The 22,413-nt window shown below is 47.4% G+C and carries 20 protein-coding genes; 16 read left to right on the top strand and 4 right to left on the bottom strand.

Going from position 1 to position 22,413, the window contains the following annotated elements:
• Position 1 precedes the first annotated feature (1 nt).
• The gene (locus tag BZ167_RS04915) at positions 2–1,081 is read right to left on the bottom strand and encodes a GGDEF domain-containing protein (protein WP_015239460.1); all 1,080 of its coding nucleotides are present in this window, start codon (positions 1,079–1,081) and stop codon (positions 2–4) included.
• Positions 1,082–1,232: 151 nt separating this feature from the next.
• On the opposite strand from BZ167_RS04915, the gene BZ167_RS04910 reads away from it, so the two are divergent.
• Positions 1,233–2,624: an L-cystine transporter gene (locus tag BZ167_RS04910; protein WP_015239461.1), complete on the top strand. Its 1,392-nt coding sequence runs from the start codon at positions 1,233–1,235 to the stop codon at positions 2,622–2,624.
• Positions 2,625–2,692: 68 nt separating this feature from the next.
• Here the strand turns inward: BZ167_RS04910 and BZ167_RS04905 are convergent, their stop codons facing one another.
• A complete protein-coding gene (locus BZ167_RS04905) occupies positions 2,693–3,178 on the bottom strand; it encodes a hypothetical protein (RefSeq protein ID WP_015417103.1) in 486 nt (161 codons plus the stop codon).
• Positions 3,179–3,322: 144 nt separating this feature from the next.
• Between BZ167_RS04905 and BZ167_RS04900 the strand changes: the two genes are divergently transcribed.
• Together BZ167_RS04900 and BZ167_RS04895 are read left to right on the top strand one after the other, a co-directional pair.
• Entirely contained in the window at positions 3,323–3,862 is a 540-nt protein-coding gene (locus BZ167_RS04900; RefSeq protein ID WP_003155362.1) for a YhcN/YlaJ family sporulation lipoprotein, read from the top strand.
• 120 nt (positions 3,863–3,982) lie between these two features.
• The gene (locus BZ167_RS04895; RefSeq protein ID WP_015417104.1) at positions 3,983–4,885 is read left to right on the top strand and encodes a hypothetical protein; all 903 of its coding nucleotides are present in this window, start codon (positions 3,983–3,985) and stop codon (positions 4,883–4,885) included.
• Here BZ167_RS04895 and BZ167_RS04890 read toward each other — a convergent pair whose 3' ends face one another.
• Complete coding sequence (locus BZ167_RS04890; RefSeq protein ID WP_033574455.1) at positions 4,886–5,551, bottom strand: spore coat protein; 666 nt, start codon at positions 5,549–5,551, stop codon at positions 4,886–4,888.
• 192 nt (positions 5,552–5,743) lie between these two features.
• Here BZ167_RS04890 and BZ167_RS04885 point away from each other — a divergent pair, with 192 nt between their 5' ends.
• Both BZ167_RS04885 and BZ167_RS04880 read left to right on the top strand, forming a co-directional pair.
• Entirely contained in the window at positions 5,744–7,798 is a 2,055-nt protein-coding gene (locus BZ167_RS04885; protein WP_033574456.1) for a bifunctional metallophosphatase/5'-nucleotidase, read from the top strand.
• Complete coding sequence (locus tag BZ167_RS04880; RefSeq protein WP_031378431.1) at positions 7,795–8,391, top strand: class D sortase; 597 nt, start codon at positions 7,795–7,797, stop codon at positions 8,389–8,391. The genes BZ167_RS04885 and BZ167_RS04880 overlap by 4 nt, the downstream gene beginning before the upstream one ends.
• Here the strand turns inward: BZ167_RS04880 and BZ167_RS04875 are convergent.
• Positions 8,388–9,296: an RluA family pseudouridine synthase gene (locus tag BZ167_RS04875; RefSeq protein WP_031378432.1), complete on the bottom strand. Its 909-nt coding sequence runs from the start codon at positions 9,294–9,296 to the stop codon at positions 8,388–8,390. The genes BZ167_RS04880 and BZ167_RS04875 overlap by 4 nt on opposite strands.
• A 109-nt stretch (positions 9,297–9,405) precedes the next feature.
• Here BZ167_RS04875 and BZ167_RS04870 point away from each other — a divergent pair, with 109 nt between their 5' ends.
• From BZ167_RS04870 to BZ167_RS04820, 11 genes are all read left to right on the top strand, one after another.
• Positions 9,406–9,801: a DUF5365 family protein gene (locus tag BZ167_RS04870; protein ID WP_033574457.1), complete on the top strand. Its 396-nt coding sequence runs from the start codon at positions 9,406–9,408 to the stop codon at positions 9,799–9,801.
• A 130-nt stretch (positions 9,802–9,931) separates the two neighbouring features.
• Positions 9,932–10,354 carry a CBS domain-containing protein gene (locus BZ167_RS04865; RefSeq protein ID WP_007408449.1) on the top strand — a complete coding sequence of 141 codons (423 nt, stop codon included), beginning with the start codon at positions 9,932–9,934 and terminating at the stop codon, positions 10,352–10,354.
• 127 nt (positions 10,355–10,481) lie between these two features.
• The gene (locus BZ167_RS04860; protein WP_003155347.1) at positions 10,482–11,171 is read left to right on the top strand and encodes an HAD family hydrolase; all 690 of its coding nucleotides are present in this window, start codon (positions 10,482–10,484) and stop codon (positions 11,169–11,171) included.
• Entirely contained in the window at positions 11,164–12,702 is a 1,539-nt protein-coding gene (locus tag BZ167_RS04855; RefSeq protein ID WP_003155346.1) for a bifunctional GNAT family N-acetyltransferase/carbon-nitrogen hydrolase family protein, read from the top strand. Before BZ167_RS04860 ends, BZ167_RS04855 begins: the two co-directional genes overlap by 8 nt.
• A gap of 116 nt (positions 12,703–12,818) precedes the next feature.
• A protein-coding gene (locus BZ167_RS04850; RefSeq protein ID WP_095352997.1) for an IS3 family transposase occupies positions 12,819–13,969 on the top strand; the annotation gives its coding sequence in 2 pieces (ribosomal slippage) (positions 12,819–13,092 and positions 13,092–13,969; 1,152 coding nt in all).
• A gap of 265 nt (positions 13,970–14,234) precedes the next feature.
• Positions 14,235–15,587 carry an aspartate aminotransferase family protein gene (locus BZ167_RS04845; protein WP_061861304.1) on the top strand — a complete coding sequence of 451 codons (1,353 nt, stop codon included), beginning with the start codon at positions 14,235–14,237 and terminating at the stop codon, positions 15,585–15,587.
• 16 nt (positions 15,588–15,603) lie between these two features.
• Complete coding sequence (locus BZ167_RS04840; RefSeq protein WP_007610287.1) at positions 15,604–16,179, top strand: glycerol-3-phosphate responsive antiterminator; 576 nt, start codon at positions 15,604–15,606, stop codon at positions 16,177–16,179.
• A 172-nt stretch (positions 16,180–16,351) separates the two neighbouring features.
• Positions 16,352–17,179, top strand: coding sequence for an MIP/aquaporin family protein (locus tag BZ167_RS04835; RefSeq protein ID WP_015417110.1), 828 nt, complete (start codon positions 16,352–16,354; stop codon positions 17,177–17,179).
• Positions 17,180–17,195: 16 nt separating this feature from the next.
• On the top strand, positions 17,196–18,686 hold the full coding sequence (gene glpK, locus BZ167_RS04830; protein ID WP_007409284.1) for a glycerol kinase GlpK: 1,491 nt from the start codon (positions 17,196–17,198) through the stop codon (positions 18,684–18,686).
• A 137-nt stretch (positions 18,687–18,823) separates the two neighbouring features.
• Complete coding sequence (gene glpD / locus BZ167_RS04825) at positions 18,824–20,491, top strand: glycerol-3-phosphate dehydrogenase (protein ID WP_003155341.1); 1,668 nt, start codon at positions 18,824–18,826, stop codon at positions 20,489–20,491.
• A 139-nt stretch (positions 20,492–20,630) separates the two neighbouring features.
• On the top strand, positions 20,631–22,373 hold the full coding sequence (locus BZ167_RS04820) for a phospho-sugar mutase (RefSeq protein ID WP_012117166.1): 1,743 nt from the start codon (positions 20,631–20,633) through the stop codon (positions 22,371–22,373).
• The last annotated feature ends 40 nt before the right edge of the window (positions 22,374–22,413 follow it).

Below are 22,413 nucleotides of genomic sequence, written 5' to 3'. Positions count from 1 at the left end.
ATCATTCTTTTTTTTCAGTGCTGCACACTTGATTGCGCCCTGATGTTTTCGCTTTGTACAGCATCCGGTCCGCGATCAGGGGCAATGTCTGAGGATCCGATGTATTTGTCGGATAATGCGCGATGCCGAGGGAAACGGTCACGGGAATTGTATCTCCGCTCGTCAGCAGAATCGGGTTCGCGTCAATCGTGTGCCTGATTTCTTCTGCGAGGTGAAGCCCTTTTGTATACGTGCAATTGGGCATAAGCACGGCAAATTCTTCCCCGCCGATGCGGGCTGACGGATCAGAACTGCTGAGTAAGAACCTCAGGCGCGCCCCCAGTTCCTTCAGCACTTGGTCCCCTTCATAATGGCCGTATTGGTCATTGATCTGCTTAAAGTGATCAATATCCAAATAAATAAGAGCGAGCTGAGACGAGGGGGATTGAGACGCCCGATCGTACAGAACGCGCGAGACTTCCTCGAATTTTCTCTTATTAAAAATCCCCGTCAGAAAATCATAATTCGCTTGAAACTTGTATTGCTTGAACAAAAGGCGGGCATCGGCTTCGTGTTTAATGATATACAGCGACAGCATTCCGCCCAAGGTAGAAATGAGCCAAAAATAAACGAGGGCCCCGGCAGGCTGTTCAGGCATAAGTAACAGCAGCGTCAGGGTGATAATAACATTTGAAAAGAGCAGCATAACGAACGCATTTTTGTGATTCGGCTTTTTTCCTCTGAATACGGCCACAGAAAGTATCGCAATCATGCCGACTGCGGCGATAGAATAAATGGCGCTGGCATTGAAATTGATCAGGATACGGCCTGCCACGATAATGATAAAGGCAGCTGCTGTAGACACCCAGCCTCCGTAAAGAGCGGCGATGATAATGGGGATATTTCTGAGATCAATGATGGAATCGGAGTAAGAAAAGCCGAAAGCAATCAGAAAAACCCCTAAAAGCCCGCAGACCGTCCCCTTCAGTAATTGAAACATCGGACGGTCTTCTTTATGTGAAAGCGACTCTTTAAAAAGAACGGTGAAGAGATAATTAAATGTGATTAAAATCGTCAAATTAAGAAACAGTTCCTTCAGCATAACAATCACCCTTATATAAGTTACTAAAGAAAGGATGGAAAGAAAAGAGAAAAATCAATAAAAATACATATATTGTCAATTCTTACTTGACCGATCGGAATTGATGTAATATAGTGTTTAAGGATAATGAGCAAGGGAGTGTTTACCTGTTTTGGAGAATTTATTTGTAATCTTACATGTTTTTATTTTGTTTTTGTTTATAGCAGGTCTGTTTGTGATGCAAAAAAAACACGTTTCCTTTTCTAAACGTGTCTTTACCGCACTCGGATTAGGCATTGTATTCGGTTTTGCACTGCAATTGATTTACGGGCCGGCCTCACATGTCGTGACACAAACGGCCGATTGGTTTAATATTGCCGGCGGCGGTTATGTCAAATTGCTTCAGATGATCGTCATGCCGCTAGTCTTTATTTCTATTCTCGGCGCATTTACGAAGCTTAAACTGACCCATAACATTGGGAAAATCAGCGGACTGATCATCGGAATTTTGATTGCTACGACAGCAATTGCCGCGGCAGTCGGAATTGTTTCGGCGCTTTCCTTTGATCTGAAAGCCGTTCATATCGACCAGGGGAGCACCGAGTTATCAAGGGGTCAGGAGCTGCAGCAAAAATCTGAGGATATGACGGCCAAAACGCTGCCTCAGCAAATCGTTGAGCTTCTGCCGGGGAATCCGTTTCTTGATTTCACGGGAGCCAGACCGACTTCCACCATCGGAGTCGTTATTTTCGCCGCTTTCCTCGGCATCGCTTTTCTGGGCGTGAAACGGAAACAGCCGGAGCACGCAGCGACATTCAGCGGAATTGTCGATGCGGTTTACGCGATTATTATGCGCGTCGTGACATTAATTTTAAGACTGACGCCTTACGGAGTATTGGCGATTATGACCAAAACGATCGCGACAAGCGACATCGACAGCATTGCGAAACTGGGGATGTTTGTGATCGCTTCATACGCCGCGCTTATCGCCATGTTTATCATTCACTTGCTGCTGATCACGTTCAGCGGTTTAAATCCGATCACATACGTGAAAAAAGCTTTTCCGGTTATGGTGTTTGCGTTTACGTCCCGTTCAAGCGCAGGGGCTTTGCCGCTTAATATTAAAACACAAAAAAGCATGGGCGTACCGGAAGGCATTGCGAACTTCGCCGGTTCATTCGGCTTATCAATCGGTCAAAACGGCTGTGCCGGCATTTATCCGGCGATGCTCGCGATGATGATTGCGCCGACAGTGGGGCAAAACCCGTTTGAACCGGGATTTATCATTTCCGTCATCGCCATCGTGGCAATCAGTTCATTCGGTGTAGCAGGCGTGGGAGGCGGCGCGACATTTGCGGCTCTGCTCGTCCTATCCGCTTTGAACATGCCTGTGGCGCTTGCCGGACTGCTCATTTCAATTGAGCCGTTAATTGACATGGGGCGCACCGCCTTAAATGTCAGCGGCAGTATGACCGCAGGGCTGTTAACAAGTAAAATGACGAAGGAAACCGATACCGCGGTGTACAATGATTCCACAATCGTCATTGAAACTGAAGAAGCTTAATAAAAAAGCAGATAGCACTAAAACGAAAAATCCTTCATCGTTGAACGAATGAAGGATTTTTTTCGTTTCTAATGATTTCCGGGTTCAATTTCTTCCAGCATATTCATCACGGTGCTGTCATTTAAAACATTTACCGCGCTTTCTTCGAAGTGAATCGGCTCGGTATAGTGAGGCTTCGGCGAAGTTTCTTTACTGCGGCTGCGGTCTGCCTGTCCGTCCGTATGGGATGAGCCGGAGTGATTGCGGGAAGTCTGCTCATGCTGCTGTCCGCCGGATTCGCCGCCGAAAGCCTGTTTAATCAGGTCGGCAGGCTGCAATGAGCCGGTTTGTGAATGCCGGGCTTTGTCCGTGTGCTGCTGTCCGCCGGATTCCCCGCTGAAAGCCTGTTGAATCAGGTCAGCAGGCTGCATGGAGTGTGTGCCATCTTTATGCTGCATTCTGCCTGAAACCATTCCGGAGATTTTCCGGCGGATTTCGGGTGATAAAGCTGCAATCAGAATCGATGATCCGATCAGCAGCGCTGTCGGGCTGATACCGCTTTTTTTTCTGAACAAGTTAAATCCCTCCTCATTCAATTGATTACGCTTACCTTTCCCTTTCCTTCTGATATTTATCCAAACCGCTCAGGATGCAAACGGCGTGCATAAATCCCGCCGAATAGAAAAACCTATACGTAAAGTGAGAAAGGAGGAATTCACATGATAAAAAAGCAAGCAGTTATCTCTGCCCTTCTTCTGCCGATGCTGATTACCGCAGGGTGCAGTATGGGGAACCAAGGAGAAGGAAAACGAAATGACAACCGCACCCAGAATGTAAATTACCGCAACACGCCTAACGACGGTGCGACAAATATGAATACAGTGAACCGTCATAACCAAAACACCGATCACAATGACAATCGTAACCTGAGAGTGGCTGATAAGGCCGCCGACAAGGTGACTGATTTAAAAGAGGTTAAAAATGCGACTGTGATCGTTGCCGGAAACAGCGCATATGTTGCCGTTGTTTTGACAAACGGGCAAAAAGGCGCCATCGCCAACCATTTGAAAAATAAGATTACCGATAAGGTAAAATCAGCCGATAAACATGTCCGGACTGTATATGTATCAGCGAACCCGGACTTCGTTGAACGCATGCAAGGCTACGGAAAACGAATCCAAAACGGACATCCTGTATCCGGTCTGTTTGATGAATTCGGTCAAATGGTGCAGCGTGTATTCCCAAACCCCAATAAATAAATGAATGGAAAAGCCGCATTTGCTGCGGCTTTTTTATTTTATCTGCCGTCACGACCCAGCGCTCCTGAGCATAAAGTAAAGAATGAGATGAAAATGAAAGGATCGGGGAGGGGAGCTTGTTTGCGTGACGGCATGGGGAAACGGGCGGCATTCACTCTGATCCTGTGCGGAGTCCTTGTCATATTGGCTGTCAGTTCAGCCGTTTCAGTAAGTATGATGTACGTCCTGTCAGGCCAAAACAGCCGCTCTGTTCCGACGAAGGAACAAGTGACTGAACACATGAATAAAGAAATTTACAAACATACAGCGATTTACTATACGGCGGATGAAAAGCCGCTCTTGGATCTGACCAAGCTTACGCTGGACCACGCAAAGCGTATCAATCAAATCATTGTCGGTTATAAAGGTGCAGCGCCGCTTGAACTCATTTTCTTTTCGGATGAAGATGAAATGGAGCAATATTCAGGATTGAAAAATGTAGTCGGTTTTTATTCAGAACAGGAGCAGATGATGGGGCTTTTGCCTGAAGAGAAAAAACAGCTTTTGAAAAAAGATGAGCTGGCCGTTTTCATGTATAAGCAATTGATTATACATGAATATACACACTATGCGTTTCATCAAAAAACGCGGCAATTGGGGACGGATACGTCTGTATTTCCGCTTTGGTTTCATGAGGGGCTGAGCGAGTGGGTCGCGCATTATGATGTAGTCATTGATCCGATTGCATTTTCCGTCGTGCCGTTTGATCAATTAACGACCGACCGAAAATGGCAGAAATCGCGTATGGAATATGAAACGGATGTCTATTTGCAAAGCTTCTATATGATAAAGGACTTAACCGACACATTCGGAGAAGGCATTATCTTAACCATTATCAACAAAACCGCCGAAACACAGGATTTTGAAAAAGGCTTTGAAGCGGCTACGAAAGAAAGCCTGAAACAATTTGAACATGATTTCATAAAAGCATATGAAAAAAAGAAAACGGCGTTGGAGAGTCAGGTTTCCAACGCCGTTTTTTAATCAATGGAGGTTTTGCTGCTGCTGTCCCATTTGTCCTTTAATCGGAGGCATTTGCGGCTGTCCCTGGGCCGGTGCAAATGAATTCAGCATGGTCTGCATATCTTGTGCATTGAGCTGAGGAACCTGATAATAACCGTGTTTGTTTTGGTATAAGAAGATTTCATACGCCATTTCGACATATTGCTGAATTTGGGCGGAGAGCACTCTTCTAGTGACGGGATTGGTCATTTCAAGCGAGCTCATCGTCAAGAGAGAAGCTTGAGCTTTAATCAGGCCGAGCATATGGCCGCTGATCCCGAGATCTTTGACATCATTTAATGATTGATTCGGTTTTTTCGGCTGTGTCGGTTTTATGCCGTACACGGCTTGGTTCTGTTCCTTCATCATATATGTCGAAGTTTCCTGAGAAGGCTTTTGGCCGGTCTTAAAGCATTCTGCCGTCAGATTATAAAGTCCGAGAATGAATTGGTATTGGCGGTCAAGAATATCCGCCAGCTGCTGATCCTGTATAAATTGTCTGAGCATCATAAATTGATCCAAAACGCCGACTGTTCCGGCCAGCACTTCATGCATATCGAAAAGCTCATGTCCTCCGTGATTCACTTGCGGTGAACCCGGCATCCCCTGATTTACTGACGGCTGCTGCTGATTCTGCTGCTGTTCCACTGATTGTTTTCCTCCTTCATGTCAAATCATCATTAAGATGTGAAAAAAGCCGATCCGTTATACATCAAGTCCTGTTTCGTTACGTGGGGATTATTTACTATTTTGCGCCGGCGAAGACAATCTTTACAAAAAAGTGATGTGATTGTTAAGAAAATAAGCTAACGTATTTCTTAGAAGACAGGGGGGAAATGAATGAAGAAAAAAAGGGGTATGCGTCTTTCGTGCTGTTTGCTGACGGTTTGTTTTTTGATGTTCAGCGTGAAAGATGCGGAAGCAATCGGACAAGCCGGATCACTGAATGAAGCCGGCACGGATAAAGCGTATAAAGAACAGCAGACAGAAGACTCCGGCCGTGTCCCGCTCAGAATCATCAGCATGAATGATCTGCACGGAAAAATTGATCAGCAATATGAGCTTGACCTTAACGGAGACGGTAAACCGGATGGCACGTTCGGGCGGATGGACTACGCCGCAGCGTACATTAAAAAGGCGAAAGCCGAGAAAGAACACGCCTTTGTCGTGCATGCGGGCGATATGATCGGGGGCAGCTCTCCCGTGTCAGCCCTTTTTCAGGATGAACCGACAGTAGAATTGATGGAAGACATCGGTTTTGATGTCGGAACTGTCGGCAATCACGAATTCGATGAAGGAACGAATGAGCTTAAACGGATCATCAATGGAGGAGATCATCCGGACGGTAAGGGGACAAGCGGTTATGACGGCCAAAATTTCCCGCTCGTCTGCGCCAACTGTAAATTGAAGTCAGGGGAGTCCTTTCTGCCGCCGTATGAAATTAAATACGTTTCCGGAATTCCGGTCGCATTTATCGGGGTTGTAACCAGATCGGCGGCAGGCATGGTCATCCCGGACGGAATTAAAAATATTACGTTTACGGATGAGGTAAAGGCCGTCAATGAAGCCGCCGCTGACCTGAAGAAAAAAGGAATTAAAGCAATCGCCGTGCTCGCCCATATGTCTGCTGAACAAAATGGCTCAGCCATCACGGGAGAATCCGCAAAGCTTGCAAGCGGAACAGACTCAGAGATTGATGTGATTTTCGCCGCGCACAATCATAAAGTCGTAAACGGAGAAATCGACGGCAAGCTGATCGTGCAGGCATTTGAATACGGAAAAGCAATCGGAATCGCGGATCTTGAACTTGATAAAGAGTCGAAGGATATCGTGAAAAAATCAGCGGAAATCCAATATATCGATCAAAGCAAAATCAAGCCTGACCCGGTTGCGGCAGGCATATTAAGCAAATACGAAGAGAAAGTGAAACCGATTATCAGCGAAGCGGTCGGGGAAGCGGCCCATGATATAACGGGCGGGTATTCAAATGACGGCGACACGGCGCTCGGAAATCTGATTGCCGACGGTATGAAAGCGAAGATGAAATCCGATTTTGCGCTTATGAATGGGGGAGGCATCCGGGACGGCATAAAAAAAGGGACGATTACATGGGGAGACCTTTATAATGTACAGCCGTTCGGCAATGTGCTGACGAAGCTTGAAATCAAAGGAAAAGATTTGCGGGAGATCATTAACGCGCAAATTTCTCCGGTGTACGGACCGGATTACAGCATCAGCGGATTTTCCTATACATGGAACCCGGAAACCGGACAAGCGGTTGATATGAAGATGGCGGACGGGACAGACATACAGCCCGAAAAAGGATATACAGTAACAGTCAATCAATTTATGGCGACGGCAGCGGGGGCAAAATACGGTCCGATCGGGAAACTCGGCAAGAATCCGGTGACGGGGCCTGAGGATTTGGAAGCGACAGTAGACTATGTCAAAAGCTTTTCCGCACCGATTTCTTATCAAACCGACGGCCGCATCCGCACGGCATCAGCCGCCGAAACACCTGATGACACCGGCAATCAGCCGGGAAGCGGGGAAACACCGGGCGGCACCAGGCCTGATAAAGGAGAAAAACCGCAAGCGGAAAAACCCGCTAAAAAACCGGATGCGGCAGAACAGCCTGATCAAACCAAAAAACCTGAACGTCCTGTCGTAAAAGAAACAGCATCTGATACAGTGCAGTCAATTCCCGAATCCCGTCCGGCGTCTGCCGCAAATTCGGAACAAAGCACAAAACAGACTGAAAGCGGCACACAAAAAGGCCGCCCATTGCCTGATACTTCAGCGGGCAGCCATCAGACGGCATTGGCCGGTCTGGTGATCACGAGTGCCGGCGTATATTGGCTTTTCAGAAAGAAAAGGGGAATCCGCACACGATGAACAAACTGAAACTTATTCCGCTTTTCGTCATCATCGCCGGTATCATCATCACATGTTACGGAAGCTGGAAGATCATTGATTCACATATGAAAACGAACCATTCGCTTGAAGAAGCAAAAAAAGCAACAGAACCTGTCTTGGAAAAGAACGAAACAAAAAGCGCTGTGCTGACACAGCGCAAAAAAGAATTTCACCCCGAAACGGGTGAGGCAAGCGGCATTTTAGAAATCCCTGAAATCGACGCTGAGCTCCCGATCGTGGAAGGGACTGACGCAGATGATTTAGCAAAAGGCGTCGGACATTATAAGGACAGCTATTATCCGGGCGATCACGGCCAAATTGTGTTATCCGGCCACAGGGACACGGTGTTCCGCCGGACCGGCGAATTGAAAAAAGGAGACAGACTGAACGTGATTTTGTCTTACGGCACGTTTTCTTATAAAATCAGCCGTACAAAAATTGTCAGCCGGGATGATACATCTGTCATCACCCTTCAGCACAAGCGGGAGGAACTGATTCTGACCACTTGCTATCCGTTTTCTTACATTGGAAATGCGCCGAAACGATATATTATATATGCCGACCCGGTTTAAGAAAAATACGTTTCGGTAAAATGAGCCAGATCAGCCGGCATCGGCGCCTCGGCAACGATTTCTTCTCCTGAGATCGGATGGACGACACTGACTTTTTTTGCGTGAAGCGCCTGCCTGTGAAACAGCGTCCTGCTTCCGCCGTACAGGTCATCGCCCGCCAACGGATGGCCGATGCTTGCCATATGCACCCTGATTTGATGTGTTCTCCCGGTTTCCAGTTCAAGCTCTGCCAATGTAAGCTGCGCACCGGGATGATAGCCTTTCACTTTGTAATGGGTGACGGCGGCTTGTCCGCCGGGTGAGACGCGCCGTCTGACGGAATGTGACCTGTCGCGGCCGATCGGCGAGTCAACCGTGCCTTTTTTCGGCGTGACTTTTCCTTCCGCCGCGGCGATATAGGTGCGTTTTAATGTTTTGGTTTCGAGCTGACGGTCAAGGATTGCATGGGCCAGGCGGTGTTTCGCGAAAACGACCGCGCCTGACGTGTCACGGTCAAGACGGTGAACGTGGCGCACTTTCGCCTGCTCGCCGTTGATTTGAAAATGGTAAGCGATCAGGTTGCTGAGGGTGCCGGTCTGACCCTCTTCATTTGGATGAGTCGGCATTCCCGCCGGCTTATTTGCAATCAGCATATGATTGTCCTCAAATAAAATGTCCGGCTCTCCGTATTCCGGAGTCACCGAAGAACCCGTTTTTTCTTGAAGATCAATGAATAAGCGATCTCCGCTTTTCAGTATGATGTTGTTTTTCGGGGATGTTCGATTCACCTGAATGCTTTCTTGGTTCATCCATTCCGTAATTACGGGTTTTGACGCCTGGAATTCAGATTTCAGGACTGAAAACAGCCATTGTCCGGCGTGCTTTTCCGTAATCAGGAGTTCCAGACCGCGGTCATTTTGTTTCATATCATAAAGCTCCTTTTCAAGCGGAAAGCGGCTGTTTCAATAGGAAACACTTACCTTAGCTTTCGCGTTTTTTTCTGTGCTATTCTTGATAAAGATTAAGGATATTCACATGGCAAGAAAGGTGATTGATGTGAGAATTGTGAACGCAGCGACTGACGGACAAGAAAGCGCGATACAAGAGCTTTCCTCTGAATTGTTGCAAAATGTCTTTCCTCTTTATTTCTCCGAACTGGAAATTCAGCGCTTTAAAAAAAGGGGCGTATTATCATTACAAAACCAACGTTACCAAGGAACTTTAAAAGAAGCGTTTCAAATTATGGCTTGTCTGCAAACGGTACATATCATGCTGTCAAAGCCGCACCCGGTATATGACGTCAAAGAGCGGGCGCTGTTTGATAAAAATTGCGCTTTGCTGAATGAATGCGGAATGAATTTTCCCTTTACCTATGATGATTTCGAGACAGGGGCCGGATCAGAAGCCTGCAGTCACAGAAGGCTGATCTGACGGGTATAAAGAGCCTTTTGACAGGCTCTTTTTTGCTTCCTTGACATGATACCACAATTTCTTTCCTCTAACTCCCTTTATAATGAGACAAATCCCCGAGCATAATAAATGTCGAAAGGGGTGCTTTACAATGAGTTCAATCAAACAATCAATGACTACCCACGTGGCTACCGTTTCTCCCAATCAAACGATTCAGGAAGCGGCTGCGCTGATGCACCAGCATAATGTCGGAGCAATTCCCGTCGTTGACGGAGGGGAATTAAAAGGAATGCTGACAGACCGTGATATCGCATTGAGAACAACGGCTCAAGGCCGCGACGGCCAAACACCTGTTTCACACGTGATGTCTTCTGCAGTTGTATCCGGAAACCCGGAAATGAGTCTTGAAGAGGCGTCACATCTGATGGCCCAACACCAAATCCGCCGCCTTCCCATTGTCGATCAAAATCATCTGGTCGGGATCGTTGCGCTTGGAGACTTAGCGGTCGATCAGCGTTCAAATGAGTCTGCGGGAGCAGCTCTTTCCAATATTTCCAGTCAAAACACACAGTAACGGATGAAGAGAGCTTGCACTCATGCAGGCTCTTCTTTCCGTGAGAATGTTACATTTTGAACGCGAAAGAAATTCACGGTATAGTGTATACATAGGTCAGTACGTTTAGCTAAAGGAGCTGTAACCATTGATAAAAGCATTAATCTTTGATTTTGACGGGTTAATTTTAGATACAGAAACCCATGAATATGAAGTGCTGCAGGAAATGTTTGAGGAACACGGTTCAACATTGCCTTTATCCGTCTGGGGAAAGGTGATCGGAACGGCCGCGGGGTTTAAGCCGTTCGCATATTTAGAGGAGCAGCTGGGAAGAAAGCTCGATCATGATGAACTGACGGCGATCAGGCGCGGGCGCTTCGAACAGCGGATGAAGACGGAAACGGCGCGTCCCGGGGTGGAGGCTTATTTAGCCGCGGCAAAAGAATTAGGATTGAAAGTGGGGCTCGCGTCCAGCTCAGATTTCAAATGGGTATCGGGCCATCTGAAGGAATTAGGCCTGTTTGATGAATTTGAAGTGATTCAGACGGCTGACGACGTAGAAGAAGTGAAGCCGAATCCGGAGCTCTATCTGAAAGCTGCGGAACATTTAGGCGTTGAACCATCTGAATGTCTGGCCTTTGAGGATTCGGTCAACGGCTCTATCGCAGCCAAACGGGCTGGCATGAAATGTGTCATCGTGCCGAATAAGGTAACAAGCGCCCTGTTATTTGAAGAATACGATCACAGACTGGAATCGATGGCGGAAATGGAACTTGAATTACTCTTACAGCGATTGAACGATCAAAACGAACCGGCAGGGGGAAGCAGCATTGTCTGAGAAACTTGATCTGACCCGTTTTGAAAAGAAAATGGTCATCCGAAATATGGAAGAGAAAGATATCAACAAAATTATTGAGCTGCAAAAGGATTGTTTTCCGGGGATGGAGCCGTGGGAGCCTGAGCATTTAATCAGCCATCTCGCGCACTTTCCGGAAGGTCAGTTTTGCGCCGAGTATGAAGGGGAAATTATCGGTTCATGCTCAAGCCTGATCATCAATTTCGATGAATATGATGACCGCCACACGTGGCAGGACATTACAGACGACGGTTATATCACGAACCACAACCCGGACGGATTGAATCTGTACGGGATTGAGGTAATGGTTCACCCGGAATACAGACGGATGAAGATCGGACACCGGCTGTATGAGGCGAGAAAAGACTTGGCGAGACGATTGAATCTGAAAAGCATCATTATCGGCGGGCGGATTCCGAATTATCATAAGTATGCGGAAGAAATGACGGCGAGAGCCTATGTCGAACAGGTGACGCGCCATCAGATTTATGATCCGGTGCTTTCTTTCCAGCTGATGAACGGATTTACGCTCATGCGGATCAATCCGAATTATCTCCCGGATGACACCGCGTCCATTAAATATGCGACATTAATGGAATGGAACAATGTCGATTACCTGCCGCAGTCGAAGCGCTATTACAAATCGGCATTTCCGGTGCGCATCTGCGTCATTCAATATGAAATGAAAAAGATTTACTCCTTCGAGGAATTTGCCAATCAGGTTGAATATTATGTCGATGTGGCTTCCGATGCGAGATCTGATTTCGCGGTGTTCCCGGAGATTTTCACGACGCAGCTGATGTCTTTCCTCGAGGAGCGTTCTCCGAGTCTGGCCATTCAGAGGATTACCGAATATACCGAGGACTATATCAGCCTCTTTACAGATCTCGCGGTGAAATATAATGTCAACATCATCGGCGGCTCCCACTTCGTTGAAGAAGAGGGGAAAATTTATAACATCGCGTACTTATTCAGACGTGACGGCACGATTGAAAAACAATATAAGCTTCACATTACGCCGAATGAGCGGAAATGGTGGGGCATCAGCGCCGGAGACAGGGTGCGCGTATTTGATACGGACTGCGGAAAGATCGCCATTCAGATCTGTTACGATATCGAATTTCCGGAGCTTGCGAGAATTGCCGCGGATCAAGGGGCGAAAATTATCTTTACGCCGTTCTGCACTGAAGACCGCCAAGGCTACTTGCGCGTAAGGTACTGCTCTCAGGCGAGAGCGGTTGAAAACCAAATTTACACCGTCATCTCAGGTACGGTCGGAAACCTGCCGCAAACAGAAAATATGGATATTCAATACGCGCAGTCAGCCATTTTTGCTCCGTCTGATTTTGAATTTGCCAGAGACGGAATCGTCGGTGAAACGAATCCGAATATCGAAATGGTCGTGATCGGGGACGTGGACCTTGAAATCTTAAGAAGGCAGCGTGAAAACGGAACCGTGCGCCAGCTGAAAGACCGGCGCAAAGATATTTACCGGATTACGCATCTGAAATAAAAAAACGCCCGCTCCGCTTAAGGGGACTGACCCCATAATATGAGACAAACAAAAAACACCTTCAAGTTTGAAAACGGATCGTTGTTATCCGAAATTAGACTTGGAGGTGTTTTTCTATGAGGGCAAGAGTGAGTTATCCGGTTGAAGTCAAACAGAAGGCTGTAGAAATGAGATTGGCGGGCGTGCCTGTGAAGGAGATCATGCAGGAATTGAATATAAAGAATAAGACGCAGGTGCAGACATGGGTCAGGTGGTATAAAGCTGGGGACACACATCGATTCGAACAACCTGTCGGAAAGCAATATTCTTATGGAAAAGGTCCAGAGTATTCTTCCGAATTAGAGAAACTGCAGGCAGAAAATCGTTATCTGAGACAACAGAATGAAGTGTTAAAAAAGTACAACGAATTGGAAAGGAAGCTGATAGCGAAACGCCAGTCGAGCTTGTAGAAGCATTGCGCGGCACAATGACCATACAGGATATCTGTATTCATTTAGGTATCTCACGAGCATCTTATTATCGTTGGAAGAAGAATCTGATGAAAGATAACCCTAAATACCATTTAGAAAAACAAATCGGCACGTTGTGCCGAGAACATAAGTATCGATATGGCTATCGGAAAATCACAGCCATATTAAAAAAGGGAATGCGTATTAATCATAAAACGGTTCAGCGCATTATGCAGAAAAACCAGTGGCAATGCCGGGTTAAGGTGAAAAAGCGCAAGAAGAATGGGCAGCCATATGCCGTGGCCGAGAATATATTAGATCGGAACTTTCAGTCTGATCGCCCTCTGGAAAAGCTAGTAACGGATATCACATATTTGCCTTATGGGCAGAAACAATTGTATCTTTCCAGTATATTGGATTTATACAATGGAGAAGTGATTGCTTTTACGATTGGCGATAGACAGGACACAGATTTTGTCTTACACACACTTGATCAGCTGCCCGTACTCCCAGAGAACTGCGTGTTACATAGTGACCAAGGTTCTGTTTATACATCTTATGAGTATCAGAAAGCTGTTAAAACAAAAGGCATTACCATGAGCATGTCCCGTAAAGGGACACCCGCTGATAATGCCTCCATCGAATCGTTTCATTCCTCACTAAAGTCTGAAACGTTCTACCTCGACAGGTTGGAAAGCACTACGACGACCATCGTAGAGCAAACTGTCGAAACCTATATATACTATTATAACAACATTCGTATTCAAACGAAACTAAACAACCAGCCGCCGGTCACATACCGACAGCTGGCTGCTTAAAGGTGTTTTGATCCCTGTCTCAAAAACGGGGGTCAGTCCCTAAGGGGCGGGTTTTTTTATAAAAACACTTGCACCGGCCCCGGTTTCGGGATATGCTCTTGTAGCCCTTTCGCTTTCTGGGAGAAAGCGTTTTTTTAATTGCCGCCGCTTTATTGACTCGCCCATGCCGCGCCTTTATATTCTTATTAAGAGGAAAACTTCACCAAGAGAATCGGCGTCAGAAGCCGGGCAGCTTTCGATACAGTGCAATGATATTGAAAGGGAGATGAGCGGTGTGGAACATGTACAAAAAAATCAGTCACTCAAACAAAAGGATAAAGAGCTGATTTGGCACGCGATGAAAGGGGCGGAGCCGGATGACAGCATAATCGTCCAAAAAGGGGAAGGCGCCTGGGTTACGGACATTGACGGCAGACGGTATTTGGACGGCATGTCAGGCCTGTGGTGCGTCAATATCGGATACGGGAGAAAGGAACTTGCCGATGCGGCTTACAGCCAATTGAAGGAGCTTCCTTATTATCCGCTGACCCAAAGCCATCAACCCGCGATTGAGCTTGCGGAAAAACTGAATGAATGGCTCGGCGGCGATTATGTAATCTTCTTTTCCAACAGCGGATCGGAAGCAAATGAAACCGCGTTCAAAATTGCCCGCCAATACCACATTGAAAACGGCGATCACAGCCGCTTCAAATTCATCTCCCGGTACAGAGGCTATCACGGCAATACGATGGGGGCGCTCGCCGCTACCGGCCAGGCGCAGAGAAAATATAAATATGAGCCGCTCTCACAAGGTTTTTTGCACGCGGCGCCGCCTGATCTCTATCGGAATCCCGGCGATGCCGTCACATTGGAAAGCGCGCATGACATCGACCGGATCATGACGTGGGAGTTAAGCGAAACGATTGCCGGCGTTATTATGGAACCGATTATTACAGGCGGAGGGATACTGATGCCCCCGGACGGGTATATGGCAAAGGTAGAGGACATTTGCCGCCGCCACGGCGCGCTTCTGATCAGTGATGAAGTTATTTGCGGTTTCGGCCGCACGGGAGAGCCGTTCGGATTTCAGCATTACGGCGTTTCACCGGACATCGTCACAATGGCAAAAGGCATTACGAGCGCTTATCTGCCGCTGTCGGCAACGGCAGTAAAACGGGAGATTTTTGAGGCGTATTCGGGCGGTGAGCCGTACGGCCGCTTCCGGCACGTGAATACATTCGGAGGCAATCCGGCAGCCTGCGCCCTGGCCTTGAAAAACCTGCAATTGATGGAGGACGAAAATTTGATCGCCCGCTCCCGGGAGCTTGGAGAAAGGCTGCTCCGTGAGCTTGAGCCGCTCAGAGAACATCCGGCGGTCGGAGATGTACGGGGCAAGGGCCTTCTTGCCGGCATTGAGCTCGTCAAGGACAAAGTCACGAAGGAACCCGCTGATGCCGCCCTTGTGCAGCACGTCATCACCGCGTGCAGAGAAAAAGGCCTGCTTGTCGGGAAAAATGGCGATACTGTAGCGGGATATAATAATGTCATTCAGCTGTCTCCGCCTTTTTGCCTGTCGGACGAGGAGCTCTCTTTCATCATTTCGACCGTCAAGGAAAGCGTGCTGAGCATTGATTTTTAATGTAAAGGAGTAAAACATGAGTTTTCACAACCAGCAGATTCTACCGGCAATCCGGAACATGAAGCAATTCGATGCATTTTTAGAAAGTCCGTTCTTATACGGCGTCATTTTAGATATCCACCTCGGTCAATTAAAAGGTGTCGTGAATGAAGCGAAAAAACACGGAAAACTTCTGATGGTTCACGTCGATTTAATCCACGGCATTAAGCATGATGAATACGGTGCGGAGTTCATTTGCCAGGATATCCGGCCCGCAGGCATCATTTCGACGAGATCATCAGTCATCGTCAAAGCGAAACAAAAGAAAATATACGCGATCCAGCGTCTGTTTCTCTTGGATACAAGCGCCATGGAGAAAAGCATGGAATTCGTCGGAAAGCATAAGCCTGACTTTATCGAGGTTCTCCCGGGCATCGTTCCGACTTTAATCAGAGAAATTAAAGAAATGACGGGGATTCCGATTTTTGCCGGAGGCTTCATCCGCACGGAGCAGGACGTTGAAAACGCCTTGCAGGCAGGAGCCACGGCCGTGACGACTTCAGACACCGAACTATGGGCTAAATATGAACATTCTATGACAAAAAAAGATTGACACCGCTTACACCCATTGTTACAATAGACCTAGGTTAATACTATGTGATGGAGACCCGGAGACCCACAACAGCTCTTTACGGAAGCAATAAAGCGTAAAGCGGTTTGTTGTGGGTTTTTTATTCTCTATAACTCTGTCAAACCTGCTATTATGTCATTTAGGAGGAATGATGATGACAGCATTTTGGGGAGAAGTAATCGGTACAATGCTGCTTGTTATTTTCGGCGGCGGCGTTTGTGCGGGAGTCAATTTAAAGAAATCGCTTTCATACCAATCCGGATGGATTGTTATTGTATTCGGCTGGGGATTGGGAGTAGCCATGGCGGCATATGCCGTCGGCAGCATCAGCGGCGCCCACTTGAATCCGGCTTTAACGATAGGCCTTGCGCTTGAAGGCAGCTTTCCTTGGAAAGAGGTACCTGTTTATATTGCGGGACAGATGATCGGAGCAATGATCGGTGCGGTTGTTGTGTACCTTCATTATCTGCCGCATTGGAAGGCGACGGATGATCCGGCCGCTAAACTGGGCGTTTTCTCGACCGGCCCGAGTATTCCTCATACATTTGGGAATATGATAAGTGAAGTCATTGGTACGTTTGTGCTTGTGCTCGGCATTTTGGCAATCGGAGCGAATGAATTTACAAAAGGGCTGAACCCGCTGATTGTCGGATTCCTCATCGTTGCCATCGGGATTTCTCTTGGAGGGACGACCGGATATGCGATCAACCCTGCGCGGGATTTGGGGCCGAGAATCGCTCACGCCTTTCTGCCGATCCCGAAAAAAGGGCCTTCAAATTGGAAATATGCCTGGATTCCCGTAATCGGTCCGATCATGGGCGGTGCGTTCGGCGGCGTATTTTACAATGCCGCGTTTAAAGGAAATGTGACACCTAGCTTTTGGTTTGTAAGCGTTATAATGGTTGTAGTGCTTTTCATACTCTATATTTATACCAAGAAATCTCAATCACGGAAAACATTATCAAATTCTGAATATATTTAAAAAGGAGAGCGGCATCATGGAGACCTATATTTTATCAATTGACCAAGGCACAACAAGTTCAAGAGCGATTCTTTTTAATAAAGAAGGAAAAATCGTGCATTCCGCTCAAAAGGAATTCACACAGCATTTCCCTCAGCCGGGCTGGGTGGAGCACAATGCGAACGAAATCTGGGGATCGGTGCTCGCCGTTATCGCGACTGTGATTTCCGAGTCCGGAATCAGCGCTGATCAAATTGCCGGCATCGGCATCACGAACCAAAGGGAAACGACGGTCGTATGGGATAAAGATACCGGAAAGCCGGTATACAATGCGATTGTCTGGCAATCGAGACAAACATCCGGCATTTGCGAAGAGCTTCGTGAAAAAGGATATAATGATACATTCAGAGAAAAAACGGGACTTTTGATCGACCCTTATTTCTCAGGAACGAAAGTCAAATGGATTCTTGACAATGTAGAAGGCGCGCGGGAAAAAGCGGAAAACGGAAGTCTTCTGTTCGGAACGATTGATTCATGGCTCATCTGGAAAATGTCCGGAGGGGCGGCGCACGTAACGGATTATTCCAACGCTTCAAGAACGCTGATGTTTAATATACATGAATTAAAATGGGATGACGAGCTGCTTGATATTTTAGGCGTGCCGAAATCAATGCTGCCGGAAGTGAAACCGTCTTCTCATGTGTACGCGAAAACGGTTGATTATCATTTCTTCGGTAAAAACATTCCGATTGCGGGAGCGGCCGGAGACCAGCAGTCTGCGCTGTTCGGTCAGGCGTGCTTTGAAGAAGGCATGGGGAAAAACACATACGGCACAGGCTGCTTTATGCTGATGAATACCGGAGAAAAAGCCATCACTTCTGATCACGGCCTTCTGACGACAATCGCCTGGGGATTAGACGGAAAAGTCGAGTATGCACTGGAAGGAAGCATCTTTGTCGCAGGTTCTGCCATCCAATGGCTGAGAGACGGCATGCGGATGTTCCAAGATTCAAAAGAAAGCGAGACATACGCAGAGCGTGTGGATTCCGCTGACGGTGTTTATGTCGTGCCCGCTTTCGTCGGATTAGGCACACCGTACTGGGACAGTGACGTGCGCGGCTCAGTTTTCGGCCTGACACGCGGAACGACGAAGGAGCATTTCATCCGGGCTACGCTTGAATCTCTCGCTTATCAGGCGAAAGATGTGCTTGATGCCATGGAGGCTGATTCAGGCATCTCTTTAAAAACATTGCGTGTAGACGGCGGAGCGGTAAAAAATAACTTCCTCATGCAATTCCAGAGCGACTTGCTTGATGTGCCGGTCGAACGTCCGGAAATTAATGAAACGACGGCGCTCGGTGCCGCGTATTTGGCCGGAATCGCTGTCGGCTACTGGAAGGACAGCACTGAAATCGCTGATCAATGGAACCTTGATAAGCAATTCAAACCGGAAATGGAAGATGAAAAACGCGATGAATTGTACGGCGGATGGAAAAAAGCAGTAAATGCAGCTATGGCTTTTAAATAAGATAAAAATGTGGTATACTGAAAACAAGTTAATAGGAACGGTCCTGAGATGAGGAGAGACCACAGCACCAAAGTGATAACTGCGCTTTGGCTGTTGTGGTCTCTTTTTCTATACCGTGACAACAAGGAGGAAACGTAATGATGAATCACCAATTTTCAAGTTTGGAACGGGATCATATGCTGGAAGACATGACTAAAAAGACATACGATCTGTTTATTATAGGGGGAGGTATTACGGGTGCCGGTACGGCGCTTGACGCTGCTTCAAGGGGAATGAAAGTCGCTTTGAGCGAAATGCAGGATTTCGCGGCCGGCACATCAAGCAGATCCACAAAGCTTGTCCACGGCGGTTTGCGTTATCTGAAGCAATTTGAAGTCAAAATGGTTGCAGAAGTCGGTAAGGAACGTGCCATCGTGTACGAAAACGGCCCGCACGTCACGACGCCGGAATGGATGCTGCTGCCGTTTCATAAAGGCGGCACGTTCGGTTCATTCTCTACTTCCATCGGCCTGCGTGTGTATGACTATTTAGCGGGAGTAAAAAAATCAGAGCGCAGAAGCATGCTGTCTGCTAAAGAAACGCTGCAAAAAGAGCCGCTCGTCAAAAAAGACGGCTTAAAAGGCGGAGGCTATTATGTAGAGTACCGGACGGACGATGCGAGACTGACGATTGAAGTCATGAAAGAAGCCGTTAAATTCGGTGCGGAGCCTGTCAACTATTCTAAAGTGAAAGAACTGCTTTATGAAAAAGGAAAAGTTGTCGGCGTTTTAATTGAAGATCTGCTGTCAGGCAAGGAATACAAAGTTTACGCCAAAAAAATCGTCAATGCGACAGGTCCGTGGGTCGACGAGCTGAGAGAAAAAGACCACAGCAAAAGCGGAAAACATCTTCAGCACACAAAAGGGGTCCATCTCGTATTCGACCAATCCGTATTCCCGCTTAAACAGGCGGTGTACTTTGATACGCCGGACGGCCGGATGGTGTTCGCCATTCCGCGTGAAGGAAAAACATACGTGGGTACGACCGATACGGTTTACAAACAAAAACTTGAGCACCCGCGCATGACGGTGCAGGATCGCGATTATGTCGTCAGCTCCATCAATTATATGTTCCCGGAACTGAACATTACGGCGGACGATATTGAATCAAGCTGGGCCGGCCTCAGACCGCTTATTCACGAAGAAGGGAAAGACCCGTCTGAGATCTCCCGTAAAGATGAAATCTGGACATCTCAATCAGGCCTGATTACGATCGCCGGAGGAAAACTGACGGGCTACCGTAAAATGGCTGAGCACATTGTCGATCTTGTCCGCGACCGCTTGAAAGAAGAGGGCGGCCAGGACTTCGGCGGCTGCAAGACGAAGACGATGCCGATTTCCGGCGGACATGTCGGCGGCTCTAAAAACTTCGAGTCATTTGTGGAAGCAAAGACAAAAGACGGCTTGAAAATCGGATTATCACAGGAAACCGCTAAGCAGTTAGCCATCAGATACGGCTCTAACGTTGAAAATGTATTCAGCCGGATTGAAGGTCTGAAAGACGAAGCGGAAAAACGCCAGATTCCGGTTCACATTTTGGCTGAAGCAGCTTACAGCATCGAAGAAGAAATGGCTGCGACACCTGCCGATTTCTTCGTCCGCAGAACGGGAAGACTGTTCTTCGACATCAAATGGGTGCAAACGTATAAAACAGCCGTGATTGATTACATGAGCGACCGATTCCAATGGAATGACGAAACGAAAGAAAAACACACTGAGTGGTTAAATACGCTGCTGCACGACGCGGTTGTTCCGCTCGAACAATAATAACCGGAGGGCTGTGCCGAAAAGGCATGAGCCCTTCTTTTATCTTTTTACATAAAGCATTTGGTTAAGTTATCAAGTGACACGGGCAGCCGCTTCATATTAAAATATGGTCATAAGCTGAAATTATAGGAGGACGAACATGAGTTGGAGTAAGAGTTACGAACGCTGGAATCAGGCCGAACAATTAGATTCAGAATTGAAAAAATTATTGGCGGACGCAGAAGGAAACGAGCAGCTGCTGGAAGATTTTTTCTACAAAAATCTTGAGTTCGGAACAGGAGGCATGAGGGGAGAAATCGGGCCGGGTACGAACAGGATGAATATTTACACGGTCCGCAAAGCATCCGCCGGACTTGCGGCGTATATCGCGAAACAGGGGGAAGACGCGAAAAAAAGAGGGGTTGCGATCGCATACGACTCCCGTCATAAATCTCCTGAGTTTGCGATGGAAGCTGCAAAAACCCTTGCTTCCCAAGGCATTCAAACATACGTATTTGATGAGCTCCGCCCGACGCCTGAGCTGTCTTTTGCGGTGAGAAAGCTGAACGCTTATGCCGGTATCGTCGTGACGGCCAGCCATAACCCGCCTGAATATAACGGATATAAAGTGTATGGCGATGACGGCGCACAGCTGCCGCCGAAAGAAGCGGACATCGTCATTGCGGAAGTGAATGCCATAGAAAATGAATTAACGATTCAAGTTGAAGATGAACAGTCGCTGAAAGAAAAAGGTTTGATTAAAATAATCGGTGAAGAAATTGATAAACCATATACTGAAGAACTGACTTCCATCTCCGTACATCCCGAACTTTCGGCTGAAGTGGATGTCAGCGTCGTGTTCACTCCGCTGCACGGCACGGCAAATAAACCGGTGCGCCGCGGTCTTGAAGCACTCGGTTACAAAAACGTCACCGTCGTAAAGGAGCAAGAGCTGCCGGACCCGGATTTTTCAACCGTCAAATCGCCGAATCCGGAAGAGCACGCGGCATTCGAATATGCCATTAAACTCGGAGAAGAACAAAACGCTGATATTCTCGTCGCTACGGACCCGGATGCCGACCGTCTCGGCATTGCCGTAAAAAACAGCGAAGGCAAGTACACAGTGCTGACGGGAAACCAGACAGGCGCGCTTTTATTGCATTACCTGCTTTCCGAGAAGAAAAAACAGGGCGCCCTTCCTGAAAACGGTGTCGTCATGAAAACGATTGTCACGAGCGAATTGGGCCGCGCCGTCGCTTCATCGTTCGGATTAGATACGGTTGACACGCTGACAGGCTTCAAATTTATCGGTGAAAAGATCAAAGAATATGAAAAATCAGGCCAATACACGTTCCAGTTCGGGTATGAAGAAAGCTACGGCTACTTAATCGGCGATTTCGCGCGTGACAAAGACGCGATCCAGGCTGCGCTGTTAGCCGTCGAGGTATGCGCCTTTTATAAAAAGCAGGGCATGTCGCTTTATGACGCGCTGCTGTCCATTTTTAAAGAATACGGATATTACCGTGAAGGCTTGAAGTCATTGACGTTAAAAGGAAAACAGGGAGCAGAGCAGATTTCCGCTATCCTGACTTCCTTCCGAAACGATCCGCCGAAGCAGATGGCCGGAAAACAAATCACGCAGGCTGAAGACTATTCAACGGGAAAACGGACTGTATTTGCCGATCATCATGAAGAAGATATTGATCTGCCGAAGTCAAATGTCCTGAAATATTTCCTTGAAGACGGCTCTTGGTTCTGCCTTCGTCCATCGGGAACGGAGCCGAAAGTGAAGTTCTATTTCGCCGTGAAGGGAACTTCTTTACAAGACAGCGAACAGCGTCTTGCCGCATTATCTGAAGCCGTCATGAAAACGGTGGATGGCATAGTGGAAAAAACGAAATAAACAACAAACCGCCGGAAGCGACTTCCGGCGGTTTTTTTAT

The organism is Bacillus sp. 275, assembly GCF_001999205.1.
Classification (GTDB): Bacteria; Bacillota; Bacilli; order Bacillales; family Bacillaceae; genus Bacillus; species Bacillus velezensis.
Note: the sequence above shows the minus strand (reverse complement) of the source record. Positions and strands in the feature narration are given on the sequence as shown.